Raw genomic sequence first — 22,158 nt, 5'->3', positions numbered from 1 at the left:
TCTACAGCGGCGACGACCTGTAATTTAAAGCCTAGTGTGTAATCACGCTGAGTGCGCTTAACGTAGGTATTATTTGAAGTAGTCATAATTCGTCCTCAATGTGTAAACACATTTCAGGACGGGACAGACAGACAAAAAAGGGGAGCAAATGCTCCCCTTTTTATTTTTAAACATCTCTATTTGTATTTCACCTACGTCTGAGCGCTCTTAGCTTACTGCCCTTACTTTACCTTGTTTCAGGTCTGACAGAACTTGCGCTTTAGGACCATCGGCAATAATGCTGCCTTTCTCCATTACAATCACTCGGTCTACTATGTCTAACATTGACGTTTTATGCGTAATAAGAATTAAGGTCTCGCTCGGCAGTAACTGGTTAAGCTGATGTTTGATGTGCATCTCTGAGCGGTTATCCATTGCACTGGTTGGCTCATCCAACAATAACACCGGCGGACGGCCTAAGAAGGCTCTCGCAATCGCGATAGATTGACGTTGGCCTCCAGATAGCATACCTCCTCCTTCACCGACTTGACGCTCTAAGCCAGAAGGATCTTGCTGAGTAAAAGCGGTAACTCCGGCGCGGTTGGCTGCATCCATTACATCGCGATCATCAACCAAAGGGCGACCTAAGGTGATGTTGTCTCTTATTGAACCGTAGAACAGGTTACTGTCTTGCGGTACACAGCCTATATTGCGTCGTACGTCGACATGGTGAAGTTGTTCCATATCTGTGTCATCTATGCGTACATGGCCCTCTGTGGGCTTGTATAGGCCCATAATTAGACGTTCTAGCGTAGTTTTACCTGACCCAATACGTCCGATGATGGCAACTTTTTCACCTGGAGTAATGTTTAGGGTGAGGTCGCGTATTGAAGCCACTGGAGAATCAGGGTAGTGGAACGTGACTTTATCCAACGCGATATGACCTTGAATGATAGGGCGGTGAATGTAGCGCTTACCTTCTTCTTGCTCGTCTGGCATCGACATCACTTGCTCAATCAAAGTCATCGACGATTTCGCTTGATTATAACGAGTCGAAAGCAGTGACAACTGAACAAGAGGCCCAATCGCACGGCCACTTAACATGGTCGCGGCAATCAAGCCACCCATGGTGAGTTCGCCTTCAGCGATCAGATACACACCAAAAATGATCATCCCAACATTGGTACTTTGTTGAACGAATCCAGCTGTGTTTTGGATGCTATCGGTAATGCGGCGACTTTTGATATTCCAGTTCGCCATGTGAGCAACAGCTTCTTCCCAACGGAATTGGAACTGACTTTGAGCGCTGAACAGTTTAACGGTTTCTAACCCAGCCAAACTCTCGATCAAGTTTGCGTATTTTTGAGATGCAAGGCGAGAGCCTTCTTCAATCGCACGACGCAGTGGACCTTGGATTAATAATGCATAGATGATCAGAACGACCACGCCAGCAATAGGAACAAATACAAGATTCCCCGCCATTAACCAAATCAAGGCCAAGAACATCAGTGCGAACGGTAAGTCAATTAACGAACCAATCGTTGCTGAGGTGAAGAATTCACGGATTGATTCGAATTCTTGCAAGTTTTTCGCAAAGGCTCCGACAGAAGCTGGCTTTGCTTCCATACGAATACCCAATACTTTACTGAACAGCTTAGAGGAAATCAGGATATCGGACTTCTTACCTGCGACATCAATAAAGTAGCTTCGCATTAACTTTAAAAGTAGGTCGAAAAGGAAGACCACAAAAATACCACTCGCTAATACCCACAGGGTTTCGAAGGCGAGGTTAGGTACGACTTTGTCATACACAAGACGAGTAAACATTGGCGCGGCAATAGCGAAAATATTGATCAGAATTGAGGCGATCAACACATCACGATAGATGTTCTTAGATTCCCAAATGGTGCCCCAAAACCAGTGGCCTTTACGAGTTTTTAGAACCTCGGGCGAGCGCTCATCATAACGGAACTGTTTCTTCACTAAGAAGTAACGGCCAATGAATTGTTCTTTCAGCTCTTCTATTGGAATGATGATCGGCACCATTCCGCTTTCTGCTGTGATGATTTCAGCTTCTTGTTTTTCTACATCAATACTATTGAGAACACATGCCTCACCTTGCTTGAGAAGTAAGACTGCAGGCAGAATTAGGTGAGGAATGCTTTCTAAGTCGGAACGATTTTCTTTTGCCACTAATCCCGCTCGTTCAGCAGAACGAGGGAATAGGAAAGGGGTTAGCTTTCCATCTGATAGTGGTAGCCCATTGATCAACGCTTCGGGTGAGTTAGCTAACCCGTAATACCGACTAACGTAGATCAGTGAGTTTAATAGTGGATCTTGCATGCGATATAACCCTTACAACTATTTATCAACAATGAAGCCTTGGAACACTTCTACGTAGTTATCAGACAAGATATCTAATTGAGTCTGAGTTTCTATTCGAGACGCAATAGTGGTCACGCCTAGGTTGTGAGCGGTTCTAGAGATCGACGTTAAGGTGAATTTCTGCTTTTCATCATCAAGGTTATGTGTGAACAAGTAATCGAGCTTCACATAACTTGGACGGTATTCGTTGATGTAATCCAATGATTGGAAATTACGTCCGTAGTTATCGACACCGAACACAGCATCAGCGTTACGGATGGTGTTACACAATAGTGCAGTGTAGTGAGGAACATTGATGAAACAGTTTTCTGGAATCTCAAAGTGCAGTAGATGTGCGATAGACGCATTTTTGTCCAGAGTGTTTCCTATCCAGCGGATAAAGCTTGGTTGAGCAATACTGCTCGGAGATATGTTGATAGCAATAGGGCTGGTCACCTCTTTTGCATTTAATTTTTCAATCATTTTCTCGATAACGTATTGGTCGAGAATGTGGCTCATTTCAAGTTGTTCTAGAGCGTATAGATACTGGTTGGCTCCGTAACGAACGCCATCTTTCTCAATTGCAGAGAATACTTCTTGGTGGTAGGTTTTACCAAAAGCGTTATTCGCAGCTTGCAGGCGGAAGGTGACGAGATCGTTGATGATGGCTTCTTCTACCAACATACGCCATTGCTGTTTACCCATCACTGCGCCGTGGTCGTCAGCCGTTACGTAACCGTAGGTCAGTTCACGGTTTGCTTTCGCACTTGATAGCGCGTTATCCACCAGCGACATAATCTCAGTACTGGTTTTAGTCTTATTACTGTAAGTGACACCCAGAGCAAGGTGTGCAGCAGCAGTCCCTGTTGGATCTGAACCTAGGTTTTGAACGCAATTAACAATGCTATCTGCGATCAGTTTAAGTTCGCTTTCGTCAATGTTTGGCAGAATGAAACCAAACTCATCCGTAGAGATACGTGCAATGGTGATATCAGGCGACGAAATCGAAGCTTGTAGCAGGTCTGCGAGTTGGTGCACTAACGCATCGCCTTCTTGGTAGCCTTTTTCGTCATATTCTTCACTGATAAACTGTGCTTGCAATACGGCAAGGCCGCCTAAACTCGACTCTTCCAGCCATTGGTTGAGTTGAGACATGTAGTAAGCACGGTTACCGAGTTGAGATACCGGATCAATATACGCTCGCTCACGAAGTCGTTGAGCTTCTTGAGCTTGGTTTTTAAAAGCCAGCTCTACTTGAGTGGACATGTGGTTGATGCCATCAACGACTAAGATCAGATCTTTTGTTTTAGGACGAATCAAAGGTTCACCGAACTGGTTCTTAGCGATCTGATCCATTTTGGTAATGATTAACGATAACGGACGTAGCGCTCGTTTTAGGATCCATGAAATCGAAATCAAACCCAGTAAGAAGATCGCACCGAATAAGGTCAATAAGCGTGTAAATGCTTGCCAAAGTTGATCATAGGCAGGGCCTGGGTGGCTCACTATCTCGACTTCAGCCAGTTGCATCCAGCCACTGGTAATCACGCGGCGATCATGAACGGGTTCAAATAGATTAAGGTTGGTAAACCATTGCGGTACGCCTGTTGGTTTCACAGGGTATGAGCGGAGAATATCATCGCCGCTGTCGAGAAATATTAATCGCACGACGGAGTAAGAACTGCCATCAAACAGGGCGTTGATAACAGACTCCACTGCCACCTTGTCCTTTTCTTCTAGGTAAGGGGCGAGAGCCAGTCCAACAGTATTAATGGTATTACTTACCTCAGAGCGTTGCTGCTCTTCTAAGTATCCACGGGTCGTATTGAATTCGATCATAAAAACTGATGTCATCAGCAATATGAACACTGCAACCATCCCGACCACAAGCTGTTTATATAAAGTCATTGTACCTACTCGTCGTAATTGATAATGGGTTTGTTTAATTTTAGAGAGCGCTCACGAGAACGTAAGTCGTTCCATAAGCTCAATCTTGAAGATTTCCCTGCTAGCTTGCCGCTACCTGCTGCCGACTTGATTAACCAAAGGTTTTTACCATTGAAACTGTATATCGGTCGTAGATCGCCGCGCTTGGAACCGCGTTTTATCTCAGGGTTTAAGTTGTCCAAAATTAGTGGTTCTGCACTGGGTGTTGAGTAGTAAGCCAACACCATGTGAAATTGGTTTAGTTCAAGAGCCTTTACGTACACCAATCGTAATTTTTTATCTGGGACGCCCAGTTCAAGTAAAGAGAAGTACTTCGCGATAGTGAAATCTTCACAGTCACCAGCGTTACTGCCTAAAAATTCCAGTGGGGTAGCCCAGTAATCGTTCTTTCCCCAAAGTATGTTGTCGTCAACAAAGTACATTTGGTTGAAGAATTGGTTAACAGATTCGAGCTTCTCTTTTTCACTTAATCCATCATATGACGTCATATTTGAGCGCCATGTTGCGACTCGCTTCCCAGCTCTTTCTCCGTAGGTTTCGGAGACCGCATCTACCCATCGTTGATCGCTCTTATTGAGCGCCATAGAGGTAAAAGAGGTGAGGACTAGCAACAAGAGCGAAACCTGAGACTTCATAGCCTCTGCTCTTGTTTGTTCGCTACATATTGAAAGGCGTTGTTAACCATCAAACGTCCTTACTCTTTCAGCGCATTGTTTTGAGCGCTGAGAATGGGTTTCAACATGTACTCAAGCACGGTTCTCTTGCCTGTGATGATATCGACAGAAGCCGTCATTCCGGGAATGATCGGTAGCTCTTCATTGTGGCCAAAGCTGTATTTGTCAGTGCGCACACGCACGATGTAATAGCTGTTGCCTTCTTCATCTTGGGTTGTATCGGCACTGATGTGTTCTAGCACGCCCTCAAGACCACCATATTTAGTGAAGTCATAGGCACTAAATTTAACAATAGCGGTCAATTCAGGACGCAGGAATGCGATGTCTTGTGGGGCGATTTTTGCCTCAACCAAGAGTGAGTCTTCTGTCGGCACTATCTCAACAATGTCCATACCTGGTTGAATTACGCCGCCCACGGTATTAATGCCAAGTGTTTTTACCGTTCCGGTTACGGGAGAAACCACTATGGTACGATTTACTCTGTCTTCAAGGCCAATTGAAGATTCGGTCATGGCTGAGAGTTTGTCTTGGGCTTCGTTCAGCTTCTCTTGTTGTTCTGAACGAAAGCTCAATGCGGCATCAATACGGCTTAACATAGACTCTTTGATTGCGGAACGAAGGAGAGGGATTTTGAGTTCGCTGGAGGTCATTTCTCGACGAGTGTCGTTCACTTGTCTTTGAAGTTTGAGTAGTTCAATTCTTGGTACCACCCCTTCATCGGCAAGAGGTTTTGTTATGTCTAATTCTTGGCGGGCAAATTTGTAACTTTGTCTTAAGTTATTGACGCGCGCTTTTATTTCAATAAGGTCTTGTTGCTTCTGTTCAACTTGTTGATCAAAAACAGAAAGTTGGTTTTTTAGATTGTTCAAGTCTTGGCGATATTCGGCCTTTTGGCGATTAACCAGTTTAGGCTGAAGCTCGTAGAGCGCGGGTGGGAAGGCGAGTTTACCGTAGTCTAGTAGGACACTTTTCTTCCAGTTCTCGACCGAGAACTCTTCGTTGATGACCACACTGTTAAATGAAGCTGAAAGCATTAACACGCTAGCGGTTAAGTTGGCGACTTGTTGCTCTCGTTCTCGAAAGTCAGAACGGAATCGAGTGTCATCGATCAAGAGCAACTGTTGACCTTTTTGAACTTGTTGACCTTCTCTGACTAGTATCTCTTTTACTAGGCCGCCCTCAAGGTTTTGCACCACTTGGATCTGGGAAGAAGGGATAACTTTACCTTGGCCAACCGTGACTTTGTCTATCTCTGCCCATGCGGACCACCCAATAGCAGCAATAAAAAATAGAACGATCACCCACAGCATAATGCGCGCACTGGTGGGTGTATTGAGTAGCAGCGCTGCTGTTTTGTCATCGACATACTCAAGTTCGGTTTCGTTCAATTTGCTGAAATTCTTCTGACTCATAACAGTCCTTGTGTGCTAAATAAAAGTGCAAGCCTAATGAGTGTATTCTTACTTTTGATAAATGTTAAGATTTTGCTCCTTTAAATCTTTGAATTTATATATTTTTTAATTCTTATCGATTTTTGAAATCCGTTTTATCGAGTTGATGCTTTCTCAGTTTGTCGTAAAGCGTTTTTCGCGACACTTTCAGCTCTTGCTGCACCTCTTTTAAGCGCCCTTGGTGGCGATGTAGCGCCTCAATCAAGATGATTTGCTCAAAGCTATCGGTACGTTGGCCCAGTGATTGTTGTTGTTCCTCAACGCTAACATCAAGCGGATCTTCATCATTTTGATCATCGTATTCATCGCGATCGAGCGACGGTTGCTTGATTTGCGTTAACACTCTGAGCTCTGCATGTTGACGAAGTTGTCGAATGTTATCGGTCCAATTAGAGCTGATTAACCGTTGAATCTCTTTCTCTGTGATAACCGGTGGCGGCAACTGATATCGACTTGCTGCACCGCGAGCAAAGTGTTTGAACAAAGAGCCTATATCTTCTGTTCTTTGTGCCAAGGGGAGTAAATCAAATCGACGCAGTTCATTGGTAATTGTAGTTGGAACTATTGTGGTTGCGATAATGATACAAGTTGCATTGGTCTTGCATGAGTTTTCACGAAGTAGAATGGGTTTTAGACGCGCTAACCATAGCCACTGCTCCCGTGTTAGTGCTTCTGTTTCAAGGATATAGATCGTTCCGCCCTGATATTTGCGGAACAGTTGCAAAATAAATTGCTGAAATGCCGCTTCATCGCTGCGTGGCAAATTGAACGCGGCGATTGGGCAGAGCTCGGCGGTGTGATGACTGTGTAAGTCATGAGTGTATTGCGCGGTGATCCTTTTTCCGGTTCCGATATCTCCAACAAACAGCAGCAGTGGGTTTTCTTGGCAGTTTAGAGTGATTAACTCACGGCGTAAGGTCTGCATGGCTAGCGATTGACCGATCAGTTTTGGCCCGACCTGATTTTGCATCGCAAGTTCTTTTCTTAATAGATTGTTCTCTTCAACCAAGGCGAGCTTATCTGCGGCTTTTTTTACTGCTGTTAGTAGGTCATCGACAACAAACGGTTTTTCCAAAAAATCATAAGCGCCAGACTTCATCGCAGACACTGCCGTTTGAATATCGCCATGCCCTGTCAGCACGATGATTTGAAAGTTAGGATTATGACTCAACAGCTTCTGAGTAAATTGAATACCATCCATCACAGGCATGTGAATGTCGGTGATCACGATTCCTGCTCGTGCAACATTGATCTGCTTTAGCGCCTCAATGGCATTTGGGAAGCAGGTAATGTCGATGCCTTCTATGAGCATGGCTTGTTCTACGGAGTCCCGAATGGCGGGTTCGTCGTCGACAAAATAGAGTTTGGGCATGGAGTGCAAAAGTCGAGTCCTTAACAATGGTGTGAAATAGGTGTTCTCATGAGTAAACAAAATGGACGATTTAGTTCTTGTTCTTATAGAGCGGAATATTTAGCGAGAATACCATGCCTGAAGGCTCTAACTGGGCTGCGGTAATCGTGCCGTGATACGCTTCAATGATCCGTTTCGATATTGATAATCCAAGCCCTAAGCCTTCCGGTTTGGTGGTGAAGAATGGGTCGAAGAGCTGTTCAAGTTTATGTTTAGGTATGCCAACTCCGTTATCCCATATGATCAGCTGACAGGTATCGTTCTTGCGTTGCCATTCCACCCCAATTTGTGGAATCGTTTGTAGGTCTAATGCGTGTTGTCCTAGGTTTTGTTCTCCTAAGGCTTGTTGCTCTAAGATTTGTTGCCCTGAAGCTTTTAGCACTGAAGTTTGTAGCCGTGAGGTTTGTGGTCTTGGGGCTGGCTGCTCTATAGCCTGTTGTTGAATTGCTTGAGTCGCGTTGTGAATCAGATTAACCAACACTTGTTCTAGCTCGGTTGGATGAATCGCTACATTTATGTCATCCGGCACTGTGCTTAACCTAAGCGTAATACCTTGTTTGATCATTAATGCACTGAGAATACTGGTGGCGTTGTTGACCGCTTGATGCAAGTTCGCCACGTGATGTTCTTGTTTGGTGACCTTACGGGTGAAAACCTTTAGGCGAGCGATGATCTCGGTAATCGATGTATTTAAAGCAATCATTTTATCTAGGTTGCTTTTGACTAAATCTGTCCGTTCCATTTCAAGCAACTTTAAGCTGTTCTCGCTGTAGGTTCTGAGCGCAGCCAGTGGTTGGTTTATTTCGTGGTTAATACTGGCTGACAGCTCACCCAACACCGCTAGCTTAGCCGTCTGAGTCAACTCTTGTTCTGTCTGTTTTAACTTCAGTTGTGATTCTTGATACTGAAATATCGTTTGCTGGAGCTGTTGATTAGATTGCTTTAAATAGTGGGTACGTTTATCAACGGTCTGTTCTAGGTTTTGATTGAGTCGGGTTAACGCTACCTTCGCTATGTAGGTTTGACGCCACGACCAAGCAATCAGCATCACCAAGCTATAAATGACAATGAAGATGACGTCGATCTGAAGCACCTTAATCAGTTCTGCTTTGGTCTCTTTTAACGCGACGACTTGGTATTGATTATTGCTAATAGGTGCGGGGTAAAGATTAAAAGCACCAAGCTGAAACAACTGATTGGCTGTGAGTTCCTTTTGAACTTGGTTTGGTTGAAGACCTTTAGGTTGAATCGCGTCGTTAGTTTTTTGTTGAAGGTTTGAAGATCGAAAGGCTTCGATGATCGATATTTCACTCTGGCCGTATTGTCGCTGAGTCGATATTTCTGTTTGTTGCTGTTGATTGAGTGGCAGCAATGAGTGATACAACCAAGAAGCTTGGTTCGACAGAAAGACGACTTGGTTCGAGTCGAGTACCACAATCTCAAAATCATCACTGGTTAAGATATTCTCAAGATTTTCCAAGCTCACTTTAACCGTAAGGACGCCAACAATGTGGCCTGCTACGTAGAGCGGTGAGGAAAGAAAATACCCTCTGACATTGGAGCGAGCACCGAGCGCTACGTATTGTGTGTTGTTGCCCTTCATTGCAGAGGCAAAGTAGGGGCGAAACGAGAAGTTTTCGCCGACAAAAGTACGCGGTTGTTGATAATTACTGGAAGCTATCACTGTGCCACTTCGGTCGTGAATATAGATGGTGTCGGCCTGACTTTGATTCGACCATTCGAACAACAACTTATTGAGCTGCGTTGCGGTGGTCTTGTCCGATTGTAATGATGGGACAAAATAAGAGAGCAGACGTGGATCGTGACTGAGTAAATCGGGGATCTGTTTGAACTTATCTAGCTCAGAGTCGATTTGCAGATTCGCTTTGTTGGCGGCTTCGTTAAGTTGCTGGGTAACGATTTTTTCTTGAAATTTTACGGCAAAAAAATGAGTCGCGGTTAACCCCGCCCCCCCTAATAATAATGAAAGGAAAACAAAAGGTGTGATTAGGTTGGACAGTTTTTTAGTCACTAGAAACTCAGGTTACAATCGGTTTACATATAGACTATCAATATGGCCGTTAGAGTACCGAGATCTCGTTAACACAGAGCAGCTTCTGTGAGACAAAACCAAGGCTTAGACTTGTGTTTCAAAGGATTACAGCGCAGAATCACAAAAAATCATAAGGAGCAACCAAATGGAACTGACAGACATTCGTCGTGAATACGCTCAGGGTGGATTGAGACGTAAAGACTTGGCCGCAGACCCAATTGACCAATTCAATCAATGGCTAGAGCAAGCGATTGAAGCTAAGATGACTGATCCTACTGCAATGACAGTCGCGACAGTTGACGAAAATGGTCAGCCATTCCAACGAATTGTTTTGCTAAAGAATGTTGATAAAGATGGTTTCGTTTTTTACACCAATTTGGGTAGTCGAAAAGCGCATCAACTTGAACACAATAGCAAAATCAGTTTGCATTTCCCTTGGCATCCTTTAGAGCGACAAGTCCATGTAACGGGTACTGCTGAAAAGCTGACAGCGTTGGAAAACATGAAGTATTTCACATCTCGCCCGAAAGAAAGCCAACTGGCCGCTATTGCAAGTAAGCAAAGTAGTCGAATCTCTGCTCGTGGAATTTTGGAAGGTAAGTATTTAGAGCTTAAGCAGAAGTTCGAAAAAGGAGAGATCCCAGTGCCTTCTTTTTGGGGTGGTTTCCGAGTACGTGTTGATAGCATCGAGTTTTGGCAAGGTGGTGAACACCGTTTGCACGACCGCTTCCTATTTTCTCGCAAAGACAACAGCTGGGATATTGATCGCCTAGCGCCATAGTCTGCTTAATCCTACTCTTCTTAACAATAGTCGGATTAATAGATATAAAAATACCGTTGATTTGGTGCTTAGACTCATCAAATCAACGGTATTTTTTTGTCTCATTTTTACTCAATCGCTATGCAGAACCACGGAAATCTGTTTTTTGAGCAGAGTTTCAGGGATCACTGAGCCTAACCCCGAGTCCAATGCATACTCAATCAATTGGCTTTTACTGCTGGCATCAAATTTTTGCTTCAATCTGGCGACATGACCTTCGACGGTCTTAATTGAAATATTTAGCGTCAATGCGATGTATTGCGGTTTCTTACCGAACAGCAGTAAAAATAGCACTTCTGATTCTCGCGAAGTCAGTCGTTTTTTGAGTTTAGATGTGCGTGGTGTTGAACCTGCAATGGATGCTTGACCATCTTTGGCGCCTGTTGCCTGACATACCCAATGGCCAACCTCTAAAATCGCGGTATCAGTGAGTTCTTGACCATAAAAGATAGTGCCTTGGACATTGTCGTTATCATCAAGCCAAGGGGTTTTGGTAAAGATATGGGCGTGCCAGCGTCCGTCTGGATAAGGGTGAATATCGAGGATCTTAAGGGTACTGCGTGTATCCATCACATGTTTGTCTTGAGCTCTGAAATCTTGCGCGCACTCAATGGTTTGGCTAGGCATGTCGAAATCGGTCAAGCCAGTGCAACTCTCGTTGGGTTTTAAACCAATCAATTGGTTGTAGGCAAGGTTCGCGTATACGAAGACCGACTCAGTATCTTTGCAGCCCCAGCAACCTGGAAGTTGTTCAAATAAAGAACGATGTATGGAGTTGAGTGATTCTGGCAAGGTTTTATCTCGTAAGCAGAAGTATATTGATGATATCAGTTTCTTATAGTGCTGCAATGGCAATTACAGACTGAATTCTGCGAAATAAATAGGCTTTGGATAACCGTTAAACGAATTGCTGATTAACTGTTTCTAACAAGGGGAATAGGTAATCGAAAAGGGTAGTAAACAAACAAAAAAAAGCCAGCCTGAAGAGGGGCTGGCTAAAGACAAGATATGCCTTGTCGACATGTAGAAGATTTTCAGTTTAATTTACGAGGGTCGTGCAAATTAAACTGAGGCATCAATTTGATACCCAGAGTGACTTACTACTCTATCGACGAATCTACTCCTAGGAGTGCTTATGCATAAGGGGGGAATTCCCCTATAAATGCTGCTCAATATGATAATTGAGAACTTAGAGTAAATATTTGAGATCCTGAGTCCTTGATTGAAAGCCTACAGCTCTCGTACGACTCGGAACCCTAGATAGTTTGCTGCCGTTGAGGTTGGGACGTACAGTTCGTTAAACACTTTTGCTTCCTCTGGAGAAAAGCTCCACGCGCCACCTTTAGCCAAGCCTTTCTGAATGGTTGTCCATTCCCAAACGTTACCAACCATATCGTAGAAGCCTGTTGGTGTTGGTAAGAATGACTTAACCGGAGAAGTGCTGACGTTTGACCACGGTGTTCCAGCCCAACCAGTATTGGCTTTGCCTGAACGGAATTCATTGCCCCACCAGAAGTTAGTCTCTTGGCCTGCTCTTGCAGCGGCTTCCCACTCTTGTGGTGTTGGTAAACGGTAGGTAAAACCTGTGTTGTCAGATAGCCAGCGGGTGTAAGCCTTAGCGTCATTTTGGCTTACGCATACAACGGGTGAGTTATCCGCTTGCTTAAAGCCAGGGCTCTGCCAGTCATTGTCTGAAACGGTGGTGATCTCTGCATTGACGAATTTGTCGCAGGTATTCATCAGTTCTGCGTCAGTCTGATAGCCTGTACTTTCAACGAATGCTCTAAAGTCTTGAACTCGTGTTGGTGTTGCTGCTAATGCAAATGGCTGTTTGATCGTTACTTGCTTGGCGTTGTTTTCACCCAATAGATAACGGCCTGAACCCACCACAATCATTTCTGGGCTTTGGATGTCGCTTCCCATTGGGTCGGCAAATTTAGTACCCACATTCAATGAGTTCTGTTTGGCTTGTAACACCGCTCTTAGGTTGTGATCGCGAGCTACCTTCAACTCTTGATGGAAAGAAAGGTAACCTTCTTTCTCAATTGTGACCATGTGTTGGCCCGTTGGTAACATCACCTCAACCGGTGTGCTGCCGTAGTTCACGCCATTAATCGAAACATGGTCGTTGTACTGATTTGAACGAACCACCAAGTTAACCCAAGCGACCTCTTTTTGCTGATCATTGGCTTGTTGATCGCTCTGTGTGAAACAGTTTGCCGACTGAATACCTAGCAGACGACAAGGCGTGTTCTTATCTGGGCGAGTTTCTAGATTCGCAGCAATCACCGCTTGGTAACGGTTATCTTCAGAGAAACCAGAGGATTTCACTTTGTGTTGTAGAACGTGAATATTCAGCGAAGCAGACGCTAGATGCTCTTTAACGGTTCTCGATTCAGTCGCGTTATCTACAAGGCTGTTTTGGAATTGTTTTACCGCTTTTTGCAGCGCTAAGGTTACGGTTTGATCGGAACACTGTGCCAGTGTCATGTCACTGCTACAGCGGTTCGTAAAGCTGACCGTTTGCTCTTCAGTTTGAGTGATCTCGTTTCTTAGTCGCTCGGCTCTTGCTCTTAGCTTGTGTTGATTCAGATTTGCAATTGAAGCTTCAGCCGCCGCTTTTTCTGCTTGGATGGCTTCTAGTTCCATCACCAAGCCTTGCTGCGTCTGTTCTGAGTCTGAAATCGCAAGCTTGCTCTCTTTTACGGCTTTCCAAGCGTCTTGGAACCTGTTTTGAGCGGGCGAGATATCGAAATCTGGCTCATCAATCATACGAGTGTAATCTTGCTCTAGGCTAGCTTTCGCTGTTGCTAGTTTTTGCTCAGCTTGAGCCGATAACTTGGCTAGACGTGCCGTTTGCTGTACCTGATTGTCGACTTGATTTTGTTTGTCCGTCATCTTCTTATCAACAGCCGTTAAAGCCGCATGCTTTTCGAAGAGTGAACTTTCAATGTCGGTGACAGATGTTGTGATCGCTGGTGGTGTTGCCTCAGCGAAAACAGCGGGCGTCATTAAGCAGGGAGCAAGTGCAAATAGTAGAGTGGGAAAACCTTGGCGCATGTTGGGCTACTTCAATCGTAAGTTAGGTTAATCGAATAATCTAAACGAACACGCCATTTTGTCTGCAGCTACTGTTTATAACGATCAAACAAGGTTATAACGACCATACAAGTTTATAACGATCATACAGTTTATAACTATCAACAAAATGGCGAGTATTCATTCAGCTTTGCGAAATAGGCACGGCTATTTATTCGGGCTTAGCTTTCTGTTTTGGCTTAGCTTTTATATTGCTTAGGCTTAGCCTCTATGTCGGTATTAACTTTCTTTGCTAGGAAGAAGTTTCACCCAAATAGTATCGCTGCCGTTGATGGTGACTGTGCGGTTGTAAGACTCGTAACCTTGCTTTGAAATGGTTACTTGGTGACGACCGCTCGGCAATGCAACCTCAAGAGGTGTGCTGCCATACTTAATACCGTTGATAGTGACTGAATCATTATATTGATCAGAACGTACCATCACGTTAGCCCATTGTTTATCGCGCTTTTTAACCACAGCAGCATCATTGCCGGTTAAACAGTAGCGTGTTGAAACGTTCAATAAGTTACAAGCTGCAACCGCTTCAGGTTTTGCTTGAAGCTGAGCTTGCATTTGCATGAAGTAAGCGTTGTTACCTGAGAAACCGCTCTTAATTGCTTGGCTGTCTTGAACGTGGATATTCAGTTGAACACCTTGTAAGTTTTGCTTAGCCAGAGTGCTTTCTGTGAGCTGCTCAAGTAATTGAGCCTTGAACGTTTGTACCGCTTTTTGATTGGTGAGTTGTTTACCTTGAGCAGTACACTCACCCAGTGTCATTGTTGATGCACATGTCGTGGTGTAGCTGGTTTCAAGAACAGCACTTTCACGAAGTTCTGTTGCAATACGTTTAACACGAGCTTCAACTTTTGACTCTCTCAAGTTAGCCAACTCATTATTCAGGCGAGCTTGCTTTTGCTTGATTTGAGAAAGGTGAATTTCACTCTCGTTCATCGCTTGTTGGTTATCTAGCTGAGACGATTGGTTCTCTTTAACGGCAGCCCAAGTGTCTTGGTAGCTTTCCTGGAAAGAAACCAAATCAGTTTCTGGGTCTTCCAGTAAGCGGCTGTACTGTTTGTCGAGTACAGACTTGGCTCTGTTACGTTTTGCCTTAAGTTCTTCACCTTCGCGTAACAACTTACTGTTTTGGTTTTGTAGTTGTTTTAGGTTTTCAGACGCCGATACTTGAGTTGCTGAAATACGCTCAATATCTGAGTTTTTCTCTGTTAGCTTTGCATCGATAGCTGAAACGGGATCGACTTGATTCAGTTCTTCAGCTGATACCGATGCAGATACCCAAAATGGGGATAGCGCGAGTAAAAGCGCTGAAATTCGAAAGTTAGTCATAGGTCCCTGCAACTTATAGATTGAAATTGGCTCGTTAATAAAGTGTCTACTTCCTAGTTGTGAGTCACTAGTTATTAGCAATTAACACAGTACCCGTCTTTATACCGTTTTATTGCCATCCAATCTACTCAAAAGCCCAGTTTCGGTACTTCGGATACACTTTTTACAAGTTGAGGCTTGATTATTTGAGCTATATAAGAAAATTTTTTTCGTATATAGCGGTAACGAAGCATCTATTTATTATATGGATTTCAATTCGTTGCATATCGTTATTTTTAGCCGCTTGAATTTGCCGGAAAGATTGGTTTTACAACTGCCGTAGTTTGTACACACTTGATCATCTTTCCGGAGGCATGATCAAGACGATCTCGATAATGATCTTTTGTTTAAGGCGAGGAAATGACTCTCATGATCATTTACAAATTCATCTTATGCAGATTTCAGAGTATTATTCTTACTATGTCGACCTGAGTATTTTGATGTTATGCCTAAACCGTTGCCCTTTCCGAACTTTGACTTGTCCCCGCTAAGCCTTACTGGCCCTCGCCCTGCGGAGATCATTACTTTGCCTTCGCATATGGATTGTCACGATCACCATTATTCGCAGGTAGTCATTGGTTTAAAAGGTCAGGCGGAATTTGAAGTGAGCGGTAAAGGTAATCTTGTCGGTCCAGGGCAAGGCTGTGTAGTCACGGCTCGCTCTGATCATGCTTTCGGTGGCGTGGTTGGTCAGTCGGATATTCTCGTACTCAACATGCCTATGCCAACCGATGATGACCCTCTGATGCTAGAGAAGATTAACCAGTTAGAATCATCGAACGTCTATTTCCAATTAGATGCGCAAATTCAAAAGCTTATCCATATGTTGGTGCAAGAGATGCAGGCCAGTCCTGATGATCTGTTGTTGAGTCGAGCTTGTAATGACACGGTGATTGCGTTGATGCAAAGACACATCTCGGCATTTGAAACCTCGATTAAAGATTCGCGTTTCGATCTTGAGTCGTTGGATCGCTACATCGAACAACACTTGGCTAATAAGATCTCAGTCGCGCAGCTTGCAGGCAGTGTGTTCTTGGGCGAAAGCCAATTCCACATGCTATTTAAAGATCAAATGGGCATTACCCCTCACCAATATGTTTTAGGAAAGCGTATAGACCGCTCTCGACGTCTTATTGAACAAGGTAATCTTAGCCTTGGACAGGTTGCAGAACTTGCTGGTTTTTCCGGTCAATCCTCCTTTACTCACACCTTTTCTCGCCTTCAAGGCATCTCACCATCTCAATACAAAAAGCAAATTTCTGTTAAATAAAAAAACAAAACGGCATATTATTTTAAAGTTTCATATGTGACCTTGTGTTTGTTTTGTTAATAAAGCGAGTTTTTAGCAAAAAACTCGGAGTTTTTGACAAGTAATCCTTATATACTCTAAATACACTGCAGCCATTGTAGAGATCCCGAACTCTTTTCGGGTGTGAGATTAAGGAAAACGCATGTTTACAGCTACTGATGTGTTAAAGCCAGAATTCAACGAGCAGTCGCTTGCTGATCTTTGGACGCTTATCTCACCATTATATATGGTGGATGAAACCCAATGGCTAGAGCAACTTCTGCCGCTAGCTACCCCTTCTGAGTCTGAAAAGCAGCAAATCACAGACAAAACGACATCATTGATCGAAGCTATCCGTGCGGATAAAACTTCAATTCAGATGATCGATGCGCTGTTGCTTGAATACAGTTTAGATACTCAAGAGGGCATCTTGCTGATGTGTCTGGCGGAAGCCTTGATGCGTATTCCTGATTCAGCAACAGCTGATGCGCTGATTCGCGACAAACTAAGCGTTGCGGATTGGAAATCTCACTTAAAGAACTCTGATTCAGTATTTGTTAACGCATCGACTTGGGGCCTAATGTTAACAGGCAAGGTTGTTGGACTTTCATCAAATGAACAGAGCGCTGGCCAAGCGGTTAACCGTTTAGTCAACAAGCTTTCTGAGCCGGTGATTCGTAAAGCGATGCACCAAGCGATGAAGGTGATGGGTCACCAATTTGTTCTTGGCCGCAGTATTGCTGAAGCGCAAAAGAACGGTAAGTCTATGCGTGACAAAGGTTTTACCTATTCATACGACATGTTAGGTGAAGCGGCACTGACTACTGCAGACGCAAATAAATACTTCAAAGATTACCTAATGGCGATTGAAGCCGTAGGTCGAGACACCTATGTTTCTTCAAAATTAAGCCCAGCACCGTCTGTTTCTATTAAGCTTTCTGCGCTTCACCCACGTTATGAAGTGGCGAACGAAGACCGCGTACTGACTGAGCTTTGCGACACGCTAGAGCAGTTATTGCGCCGAGCAGTAGAGCTTGATGTTGCGATTACGATTGATGCTGAAGAAGCGGATCGCCTAGAGCTTTCTCTTAAGTTATTCGAAAAACTGTACCGTACCGATCTTGTAAAAGGTTGGGGTAAATTTGGTCTGGTTATTCAAGCTTACTCGAAGCGCGCACTACCGGTTCTAGTATGGCTAAACCGCTTGGCGAAAGAGCAGGGTGATTTAATCCCGCTTCGCTTAGTGAAAGGCGCGTACTGGGACAGCGAAATCAAATGGTCACAGCAAGCTGGCTTTACTGATTACCCAGTTTACACACGCAAAGAAGCGACAGATGTAGCTTACCTTGCATGTGCACGTTACCTACTGAGCCCAAGTGTTCGTGGCAATATCTTCCCGCAGTTTGCGAGCCACAATGCTCATACGGTTTCTGCAATCGCAGTGATGACTGAACATAAAGATTTTGAATTCCAACGCTTACACGGCATGGGTGATTCTCTTTATAACCATGCGATGGAAGCTTACCAACAGTCGGTACGTATCTACGCACCTGTTGGCAGCCACAAAGATCTACTGCCATACCTAGTACGTCGCTTGCTAGAAAACGGCGCAAACAGCTCGTTTGTACACCGTCTAGTTGATGCGCGTTGCCCTGTAGCAGAGCTGACTCAACATCCTGTCGATATGCTTCTTGCGTTCGATACACTGCATAACACTAAGATTCCATTGCCACCGGCGGTATTCCCAGAGCGTAAAAACTCTTACGGTGTGAACATCGATATTGAAAGTGAAGCGCATCAGTTTGAAGAGCAAGTAAAAGCGTTCCTTAATAATCAATGGACTGCTGGCCCTGTGATCAACGGTGAATCTCTTGCCGAAAGCATGATCAAGGCTGATCAGAACGTTGAGCAAGTAACGGCACCTTACGATCGTCGTATCAATGTGGGTCAGGTGGCTTTCGCTAACCTTGATCATGTTTCCGCAGCGATCACTGGCGCAGACGCAGCATTCGCTGATTGGAACGCAACTTCGGTTGAAACCAAATCGGCGGCACTTGATAAACTGGCTGATCTGATGGAAGACAACCTAGCTGAATTGGTAGCGATTTGTCACCAAGAAGCAGGTAAAACAATTCACGATAGCGTTGATGAAGTACGTGAAGCGGTCGACTTCTGTCGTTACTACGCAAAACAAGCTGACAACCTACAAGGTTTCGAACTTAAAGGTTTTGATGGCCAAACTCGAATCGCTTCGCGACAAGGTCGTGGTGTGTTCGTTTGTATCAGCCCTTGGAACTTCCCTCTAGCTATCTTCCTTGGCCAAATTACTGCGGCACTAGTTGCGGGTAACACGGTTGTGGCTAAGCCTGCCGAGCAAACAAGCTTGATTGCAGCTCGCGCGGTTGAACTGATGAATGAAGCGGGTTTCCCTGCTGGCACGATTCAGCTACTACCAGGTCGCGGTGCTGAGATCGGCAGTGCGCTTACTAGCCATGATGCGATTGCTGGCGTTGCCTTTACGGGTTCAACACCGACAGCACAACGTATCAACGTGTCACTGGCAAGTCGTAACGCTAAGCCTGTTCCATTTATCGCAGAAACTGGCGGCCAGAACGCGATGATCGTCGACAGTACCGCACTGCCTGAACAGGTTGTTCGTGATGTGATTCGTTCGGCATTTGCTTCAGCAGGCCAGCGTTGTTCTGCATTGCGTGTGCTTTATATTCAGGAAGACATCGCAGACCGTGTGGTTGGATTGATTCACGGTGCAATGGACGAACTGAGTGTTGGTATTCCATACCTTCATAAAACGGATGTTGGTCCGGTTATCGATCAAACAGCAAAGCAAAAGCTGTTAGCTCATTTGGAAAATATGACCCAGACACAGAAGAAAGTTGCTCAACTTACTTTGGGTTCTGATTGTGAACATGGTGATTTTGTTCCACCAAGTGCGTTTGAAATCGATGACATCAGTTGCTTGAAAGAAGAACAGTTTGGCCCTGTGCTGCACATCGTTCGCTTCAAGGCGAGTGAGTTAGCGCAAGTGGTAGACCAAATTAACCAAACCGGTTTTGGCTTGACCATGGGTATTCACAGCCGTAACGAGACAACTTACCGTTGGATCGAAAAACACGTGCGCGTGGGTAACTGCTACATCAACCGTGACCAAGTAGGCGCAGTGGTTGGCGTGCAGCCATTTGGCGGTCAAGGTTTGTCGGGTACAGGCCCTAAAGCGGGTGGTCCTCACTACCTATATCGCTTTACTGATGTTCATTTTTCTCAATCACAAGACAAGGCATAAGGAGCAGTATCATGGTTCATCAAGTGACAGGTTTTTCTGATGCATTGCTTGCGTGGGAACAATGGAATCTTACTGATTTTGATCATAAGAGTGCTCAGGTACTTTCATTGAAATCAGAGATCGAAAGTCAATCTGCGCCTTTGGCTGCAGTGGCAACTTATCATCTAGAACAAGCGTCAGCACTGCTTGCTGAGCATCACCTTATGGCTGGTCCTACGGGCGAAACCAATGAGTTGTATGCTGCGGGCCGAGGTGTGGCGTTGGTAATTGTTGATGATTGCCAAGATAAACTGCCAGCACTGCAAACGGCAATGGCGATGATTACTGCGGCACTTTTGGCGGGTAACAGCGTTCAATTGTGCAGTGATGACGTGCAGTTCAATACCCTAATTGCAGATGCCGCGAAACAAGCGAATCTGCCAACTAACTTGGTGCAGGTTGCCTCGTATGACTCTGCTCAACAGCTGCTGTCTTGCGATGTACGAAGCGCGGGTTACGTGGGTAATTCACAAACGGCACAAGCTATCAATTTACAGCTTGCTAAGCGTGACGGTGCAATCGTCGGTTTAGTGGCTGAAACGGATCTGGCGACAATGAATGTTGCTAATGATCCACACCTATCGCTGCGTTTCATTACCGAGCGTACGCGAACTATAAATATAACAGCCGTGGGCGGTAACGCGACCTTGCTCGAACTTGGAAGCGAAGCTCACTAACCTTCAGTAATATTGGCTCTAAGCACTTTTGGTTTTCTCCATTTTTGGTTTCACCGTCTTTGGATTTAACTCATGGTGCTTTGGAGCCTAAATCCCTAACTCAATGCATTTGCTTGCCCTTACGGTAAGTGCTTTGCGTCGAATTAGGCATGGAAGGCTTTCTACAAAATGAGGACTATCAAATGATAGAAAACAGTTTTGCAATAACGACGACGTTCATTGCGTATCTAATTATGATGCTAGCGATCGGTGTTATTGCTTACAAACGTACATCTAACTCAACTGACTACTTCCTAGGTGGTCGTTCGTTAGGCCCATGGCCTGCTGCACTTTCTGCTGGTGCATCAGACATGAGTGGTTGGTTGCTACTTGGCCTACCTGGTTACGCTTACGCTGCTGGCTTTGAAGCATTTTGGCTTGCTGGTGGCCTACTTATTGGTACTTGGGCTAACTGGTTAATCAGTGCTAAACGCCTACGTACTTACAGTATTACAACTGAATCACTGACGTTGCCTGAGTTTTTATCTCGTCGCTTCAATGATAACTCTAAGCTGATTCAAACAATCTCTGCTTTCTTTATCCTTTTATTCTTCCTTTTCTACACAAGTTCAGGCTTGGTAGCAGGTGGTAAATTGTTTGAAACGGTATTCGGCCTAGATTACACAACAGCGGTAATTATCGGCACAGTATGTGTGGTTTCTTACACCCTGTTTGGTGGTTTCCTTGCGGTATCTTGGACGGACTTAGTTCAAGGCCTGCTAATGTCTGCTGCGCTATTGATTGTACCAATTGCTGCAATGAATGGTGGCCTTGGTCAGCTATCTAGCGACCTGCACAACATCAACCCAGAGCTACTAACGCTTTGGAATGATGCGAAGGGTGAGCCGCTTTCTGCTATTGCGATCATCTCGCTAGCGGCATGGGGCTTGGGTTACTTCGGTCAGCCACATATCCTTGCGCGTTTTAAAGCAACTCGTTCAAACAAAGATCTTGTGACAGCACGCCGCATTGCGGTTATCTGGACTGCACTGTCTATGGTTGGTGCAATGCTAGTGGGTCTTGTTGGTCTAATTTACGTGACTAACTCTGGCGCGCCTACGCTAGACGATGGCGAGAAGATCTTCATGCTTCTTGTTAACGCGATGTTCCACCCAGTAATCGCAGGTATTCTACTTGCTGCAATCCTAGCGGCAATCATGAGTACTGCAGATTCACAACTTCTTGTTTCTTCATCTGCAATGGCAGAAGATCTGTACAAGCAAATTCTGAAGAAAGACGCAACGTCGGAAGAGATTGTTCGTGTAGGCCGTTTCGCGGTTATCCTAATCTCTCTGATTGCACTTGTTCTAGCGATGACACCAGACAGTTCAGTACTTGGCCTTGTATCTTACGCATGGGCTGGTTTTGGCGCTGCGTTTGGTCCAGCTATCGTGTTGAGCCTGTACTGGTCTCGTATGAACCGTAACGGCGCTCTAGCGGGCATCGTGGTTGGTGGTGTTACGATTGTTCTTTGGAAACAGTTCACGGGCGGTTGGTTCGATGTTTACGAAATCGTACCGGGAATCATCCTATCGACTCTTTCTATCGTTATTGTGAGCCTAATTACTGGCGAACCAGAAGACGAAGTTAAGAAGCAACACGCTGAATTTAAGAAGAACCTAGTTGAGCTAGACTAATTCAATGCTAACGATTC

14 protein-coding genes are annotated in these 22,158 nt (G+C 44.8%); 5 read left to right on the top strand and 9 right to left on the bottom strand.

Annotated features, from left to right (window positions below; genetic code table 11):
• Positions 1-207: 207 nt before the first annotated feature.
• The 6 genes from AACW75_RS17260 to AACW75_RS17235 all read right to left on the bottom strand — a co-directional run bounded on the left by AACW75_RS17260 (position 208) and on the right by AACW75_RS17235 (position 9,858).
• Positions 208-2,322, bottom strand: coding sequence for a type I secretion system permease/ATPase (locus AACW75_RS17260; RefSeq protein ID WP_017075627.1), 2,115 nt, complete (start codon positions 2,320-2,322; stop codon positions 208-210).
• Positions 2,323-2,340: 18 nt separating this feature from the next.
• Positions 2,341-4,251: a bifunctional diguanylate cyclase/phosphodiesterase gene (locus AACW75_RS17255; RefSeq protein WP_017075628.1), complete on the bottom strand. Its 1,911-nt coding sequence runs from the start codon at positions 4,249-4,251 to the stop codon at positions 2,341-2,343.
• Positions 4,252-4,256: 5 nt separating this feature from the next.
• Positions 4,257-4,925 carry a transglutaminase-like cysteine peptidase gene (locus tag AACW75_RS17250; RefSeq protein ID WP_102551853.1) on the bottom strand — a complete coding sequence of 223 codons (669 nt, stop codon included), beginning with the start codon at positions 4,923-4,925 and terminating at the stop codon, positions 4,257-4,259.
• A gap of 59 nt (positions 4,926-4,984) precedes the next feature.
• On the bottom strand, positions 4,985-6,376 hold the full coding sequence (locus AACW75_RS17245; RefSeq protein WP_017075630.1) for an HlyD family type I secretion periplasmic adaptor subunit: 1,392 nt from the start codon (positions 6,374-6,376) through the stop codon (positions 4,985-4,987).
• Between the two features lie 112 nt (positions 6,377-6,488).
• Positions 6,489-7,787, bottom strand: a complete 1,299-nt coding sequence (locus tag AACW75_RS17240) for a sigma-54-dependent transcriptional regulator (protein WP_237297883.1) — start codon at positions 7,785-7,787, stop codon at positions 6,489-6,491.
• A gap of 70 nt (positions 7,788-7,857) precedes the next feature.
• On the bottom strand, positions 7,858-9,858 hold the full coding sequence (locus AACW75_RS17235) for an ATP-binding protein (RefSeq protein WP_237297881.1): 2,001 nt from the start codon (positions 9,856-9,858) through the stop codon (positions 7,858-7,860).
• A 166-nt stretch (positions 9,859-10,024) separates the two neighbouring features.
• On the opposite strand from AACW75_RS17235, the gene pdxH reads away from it, so the two are divergent.
• Complete coding sequence (gene pdxH, locus AACW75_RS17230) at positions 10,025-10,660, top strand: pyridoxamine 5'-phosphate oxidase (protein ID WP_017075633.1); 636 nt, start codon at positions 10,025-10,027, stop codon at positions 10,658-10,660.
• A 111-nt stretch (positions 10,661-10,771) separates the two neighbouring features.
• Here pdxH and AACW75_RS17225 read toward each other — a convergent pair whose 3' ends face one another.
• The 3 genes from AACW75_RS17225 to AACW75_RS17215 form a co-directional block, all read right to left on the bottom strand.
• Positions 10,772-11,491: a helix-turn-helix transcriptional regulator gene (locus AACW75_RS17225; RefSeq protein ID WP_029225130.1), complete on the bottom strand. Its 720-nt coding sequence runs from the start codon at positions 11,489-11,491 to the stop codon at positions 10,772-10,774.
• A 438-nt stretch (positions 11,492-11,929) separates the two neighbouring features.
• The gene (locus tag AACW75_RS17220) at positions 11,930-13,759 is read right to left on the bottom strand and encodes an SUMF1/EgtB/PvdO family nonheme iron enzyme (protein ID WP_237297880.1); all 1,830 of its coding nucleotides are present in this window, start codon (positions 13,757-13,759) and stop codon (positions 11,930-11,932) included.
• A gap of 258 nt (positions 13,760-14,017) precedes the next feature.
• A complete protein-coding gene (locus tag AACW75_RS17215; protein ID WP_237297879.1) occupies positions 14,018-15,121 on the bottom strand; it encodes a PEGA domain-containing protein in 1,104 nt (367 codons plus the stop codon).
• Between the two features lie 484 nt (positions 15,122-15,605).
• Here AACW75_RS17215 and AACW75_RS17210 point away from each other — a divergent pair, with 484 nt between their 5' ends.
• The 4 genes from AACW75_RS17210 to putP all read left to right on the top strand — a co-directional run bounded on the left by AACW75_RS17210 (position 15,606) and on the right by putP (position 22,141).
• The gene (locus AACW75_RS17210) at positions 15,606-16,430 is read left to right on the top strand and encodes an AraC family transcriptional regulator (protein ID WP_237297878.1); all 825 of its coding nucleotides are present in this window, start codon (positions 15,606-15,608) and stop codon (positions 16,428-16,430) included.
• A gap of 181 nt (positions 16,431-16,611) precedes the next feature.
• Entirely contained in the window at positions 16,612-19,749 is a 3,138-nt protein-coding gene (gene putA, locus AACW75_RS17205) for a bifunctional proline dehydrogenase/L-glutamate gamma-semialdehyde dehydrogenase PutA (RefSeq protein WP_145563401.1), read from the top strand.
• 11 nt (positions 19,750-19,760) lie between these two features.
• Entirely contained in the window at positions 19,761-20,465 is a 705-nt protein-coding gene (locus AACW75_RS17200) for a 1-pyrroline-5-carboxylate dehydrogenase (protein WP_145569565.1), read from the top strand.
• 185 nt (positions 20,466-20,650) lie between these two features.
• Positions 20,651-22,141: a sodium/proline symporter PutP gene (gene putP, locus AACW75_RS17195; RefSeq protein WP_102551899.1), complete on the top strand. Its 1,491-nt coding sequence runs from the start codon at positions 20,651-20,653 to the stop codon at positions 22,139-22,141.
• Positions 22,142-22,158 lie beyond the last annotated feature (17 nt).

Origin of the sequence: Vibrio sp. L3-7 (assembly GCF_963898195.1) — a bacterium.
GTDB lineage: Bacteria > Pseudomonadota > Gammaproteobacteria > Enterobacterales > Vibrionaceae > Vibrio > Vibrio echinoideorum.
Note: the sequence above shows the minus strand (reverse complement) of the source record. Positions and strands in the feature narration are given on the sequence as shown.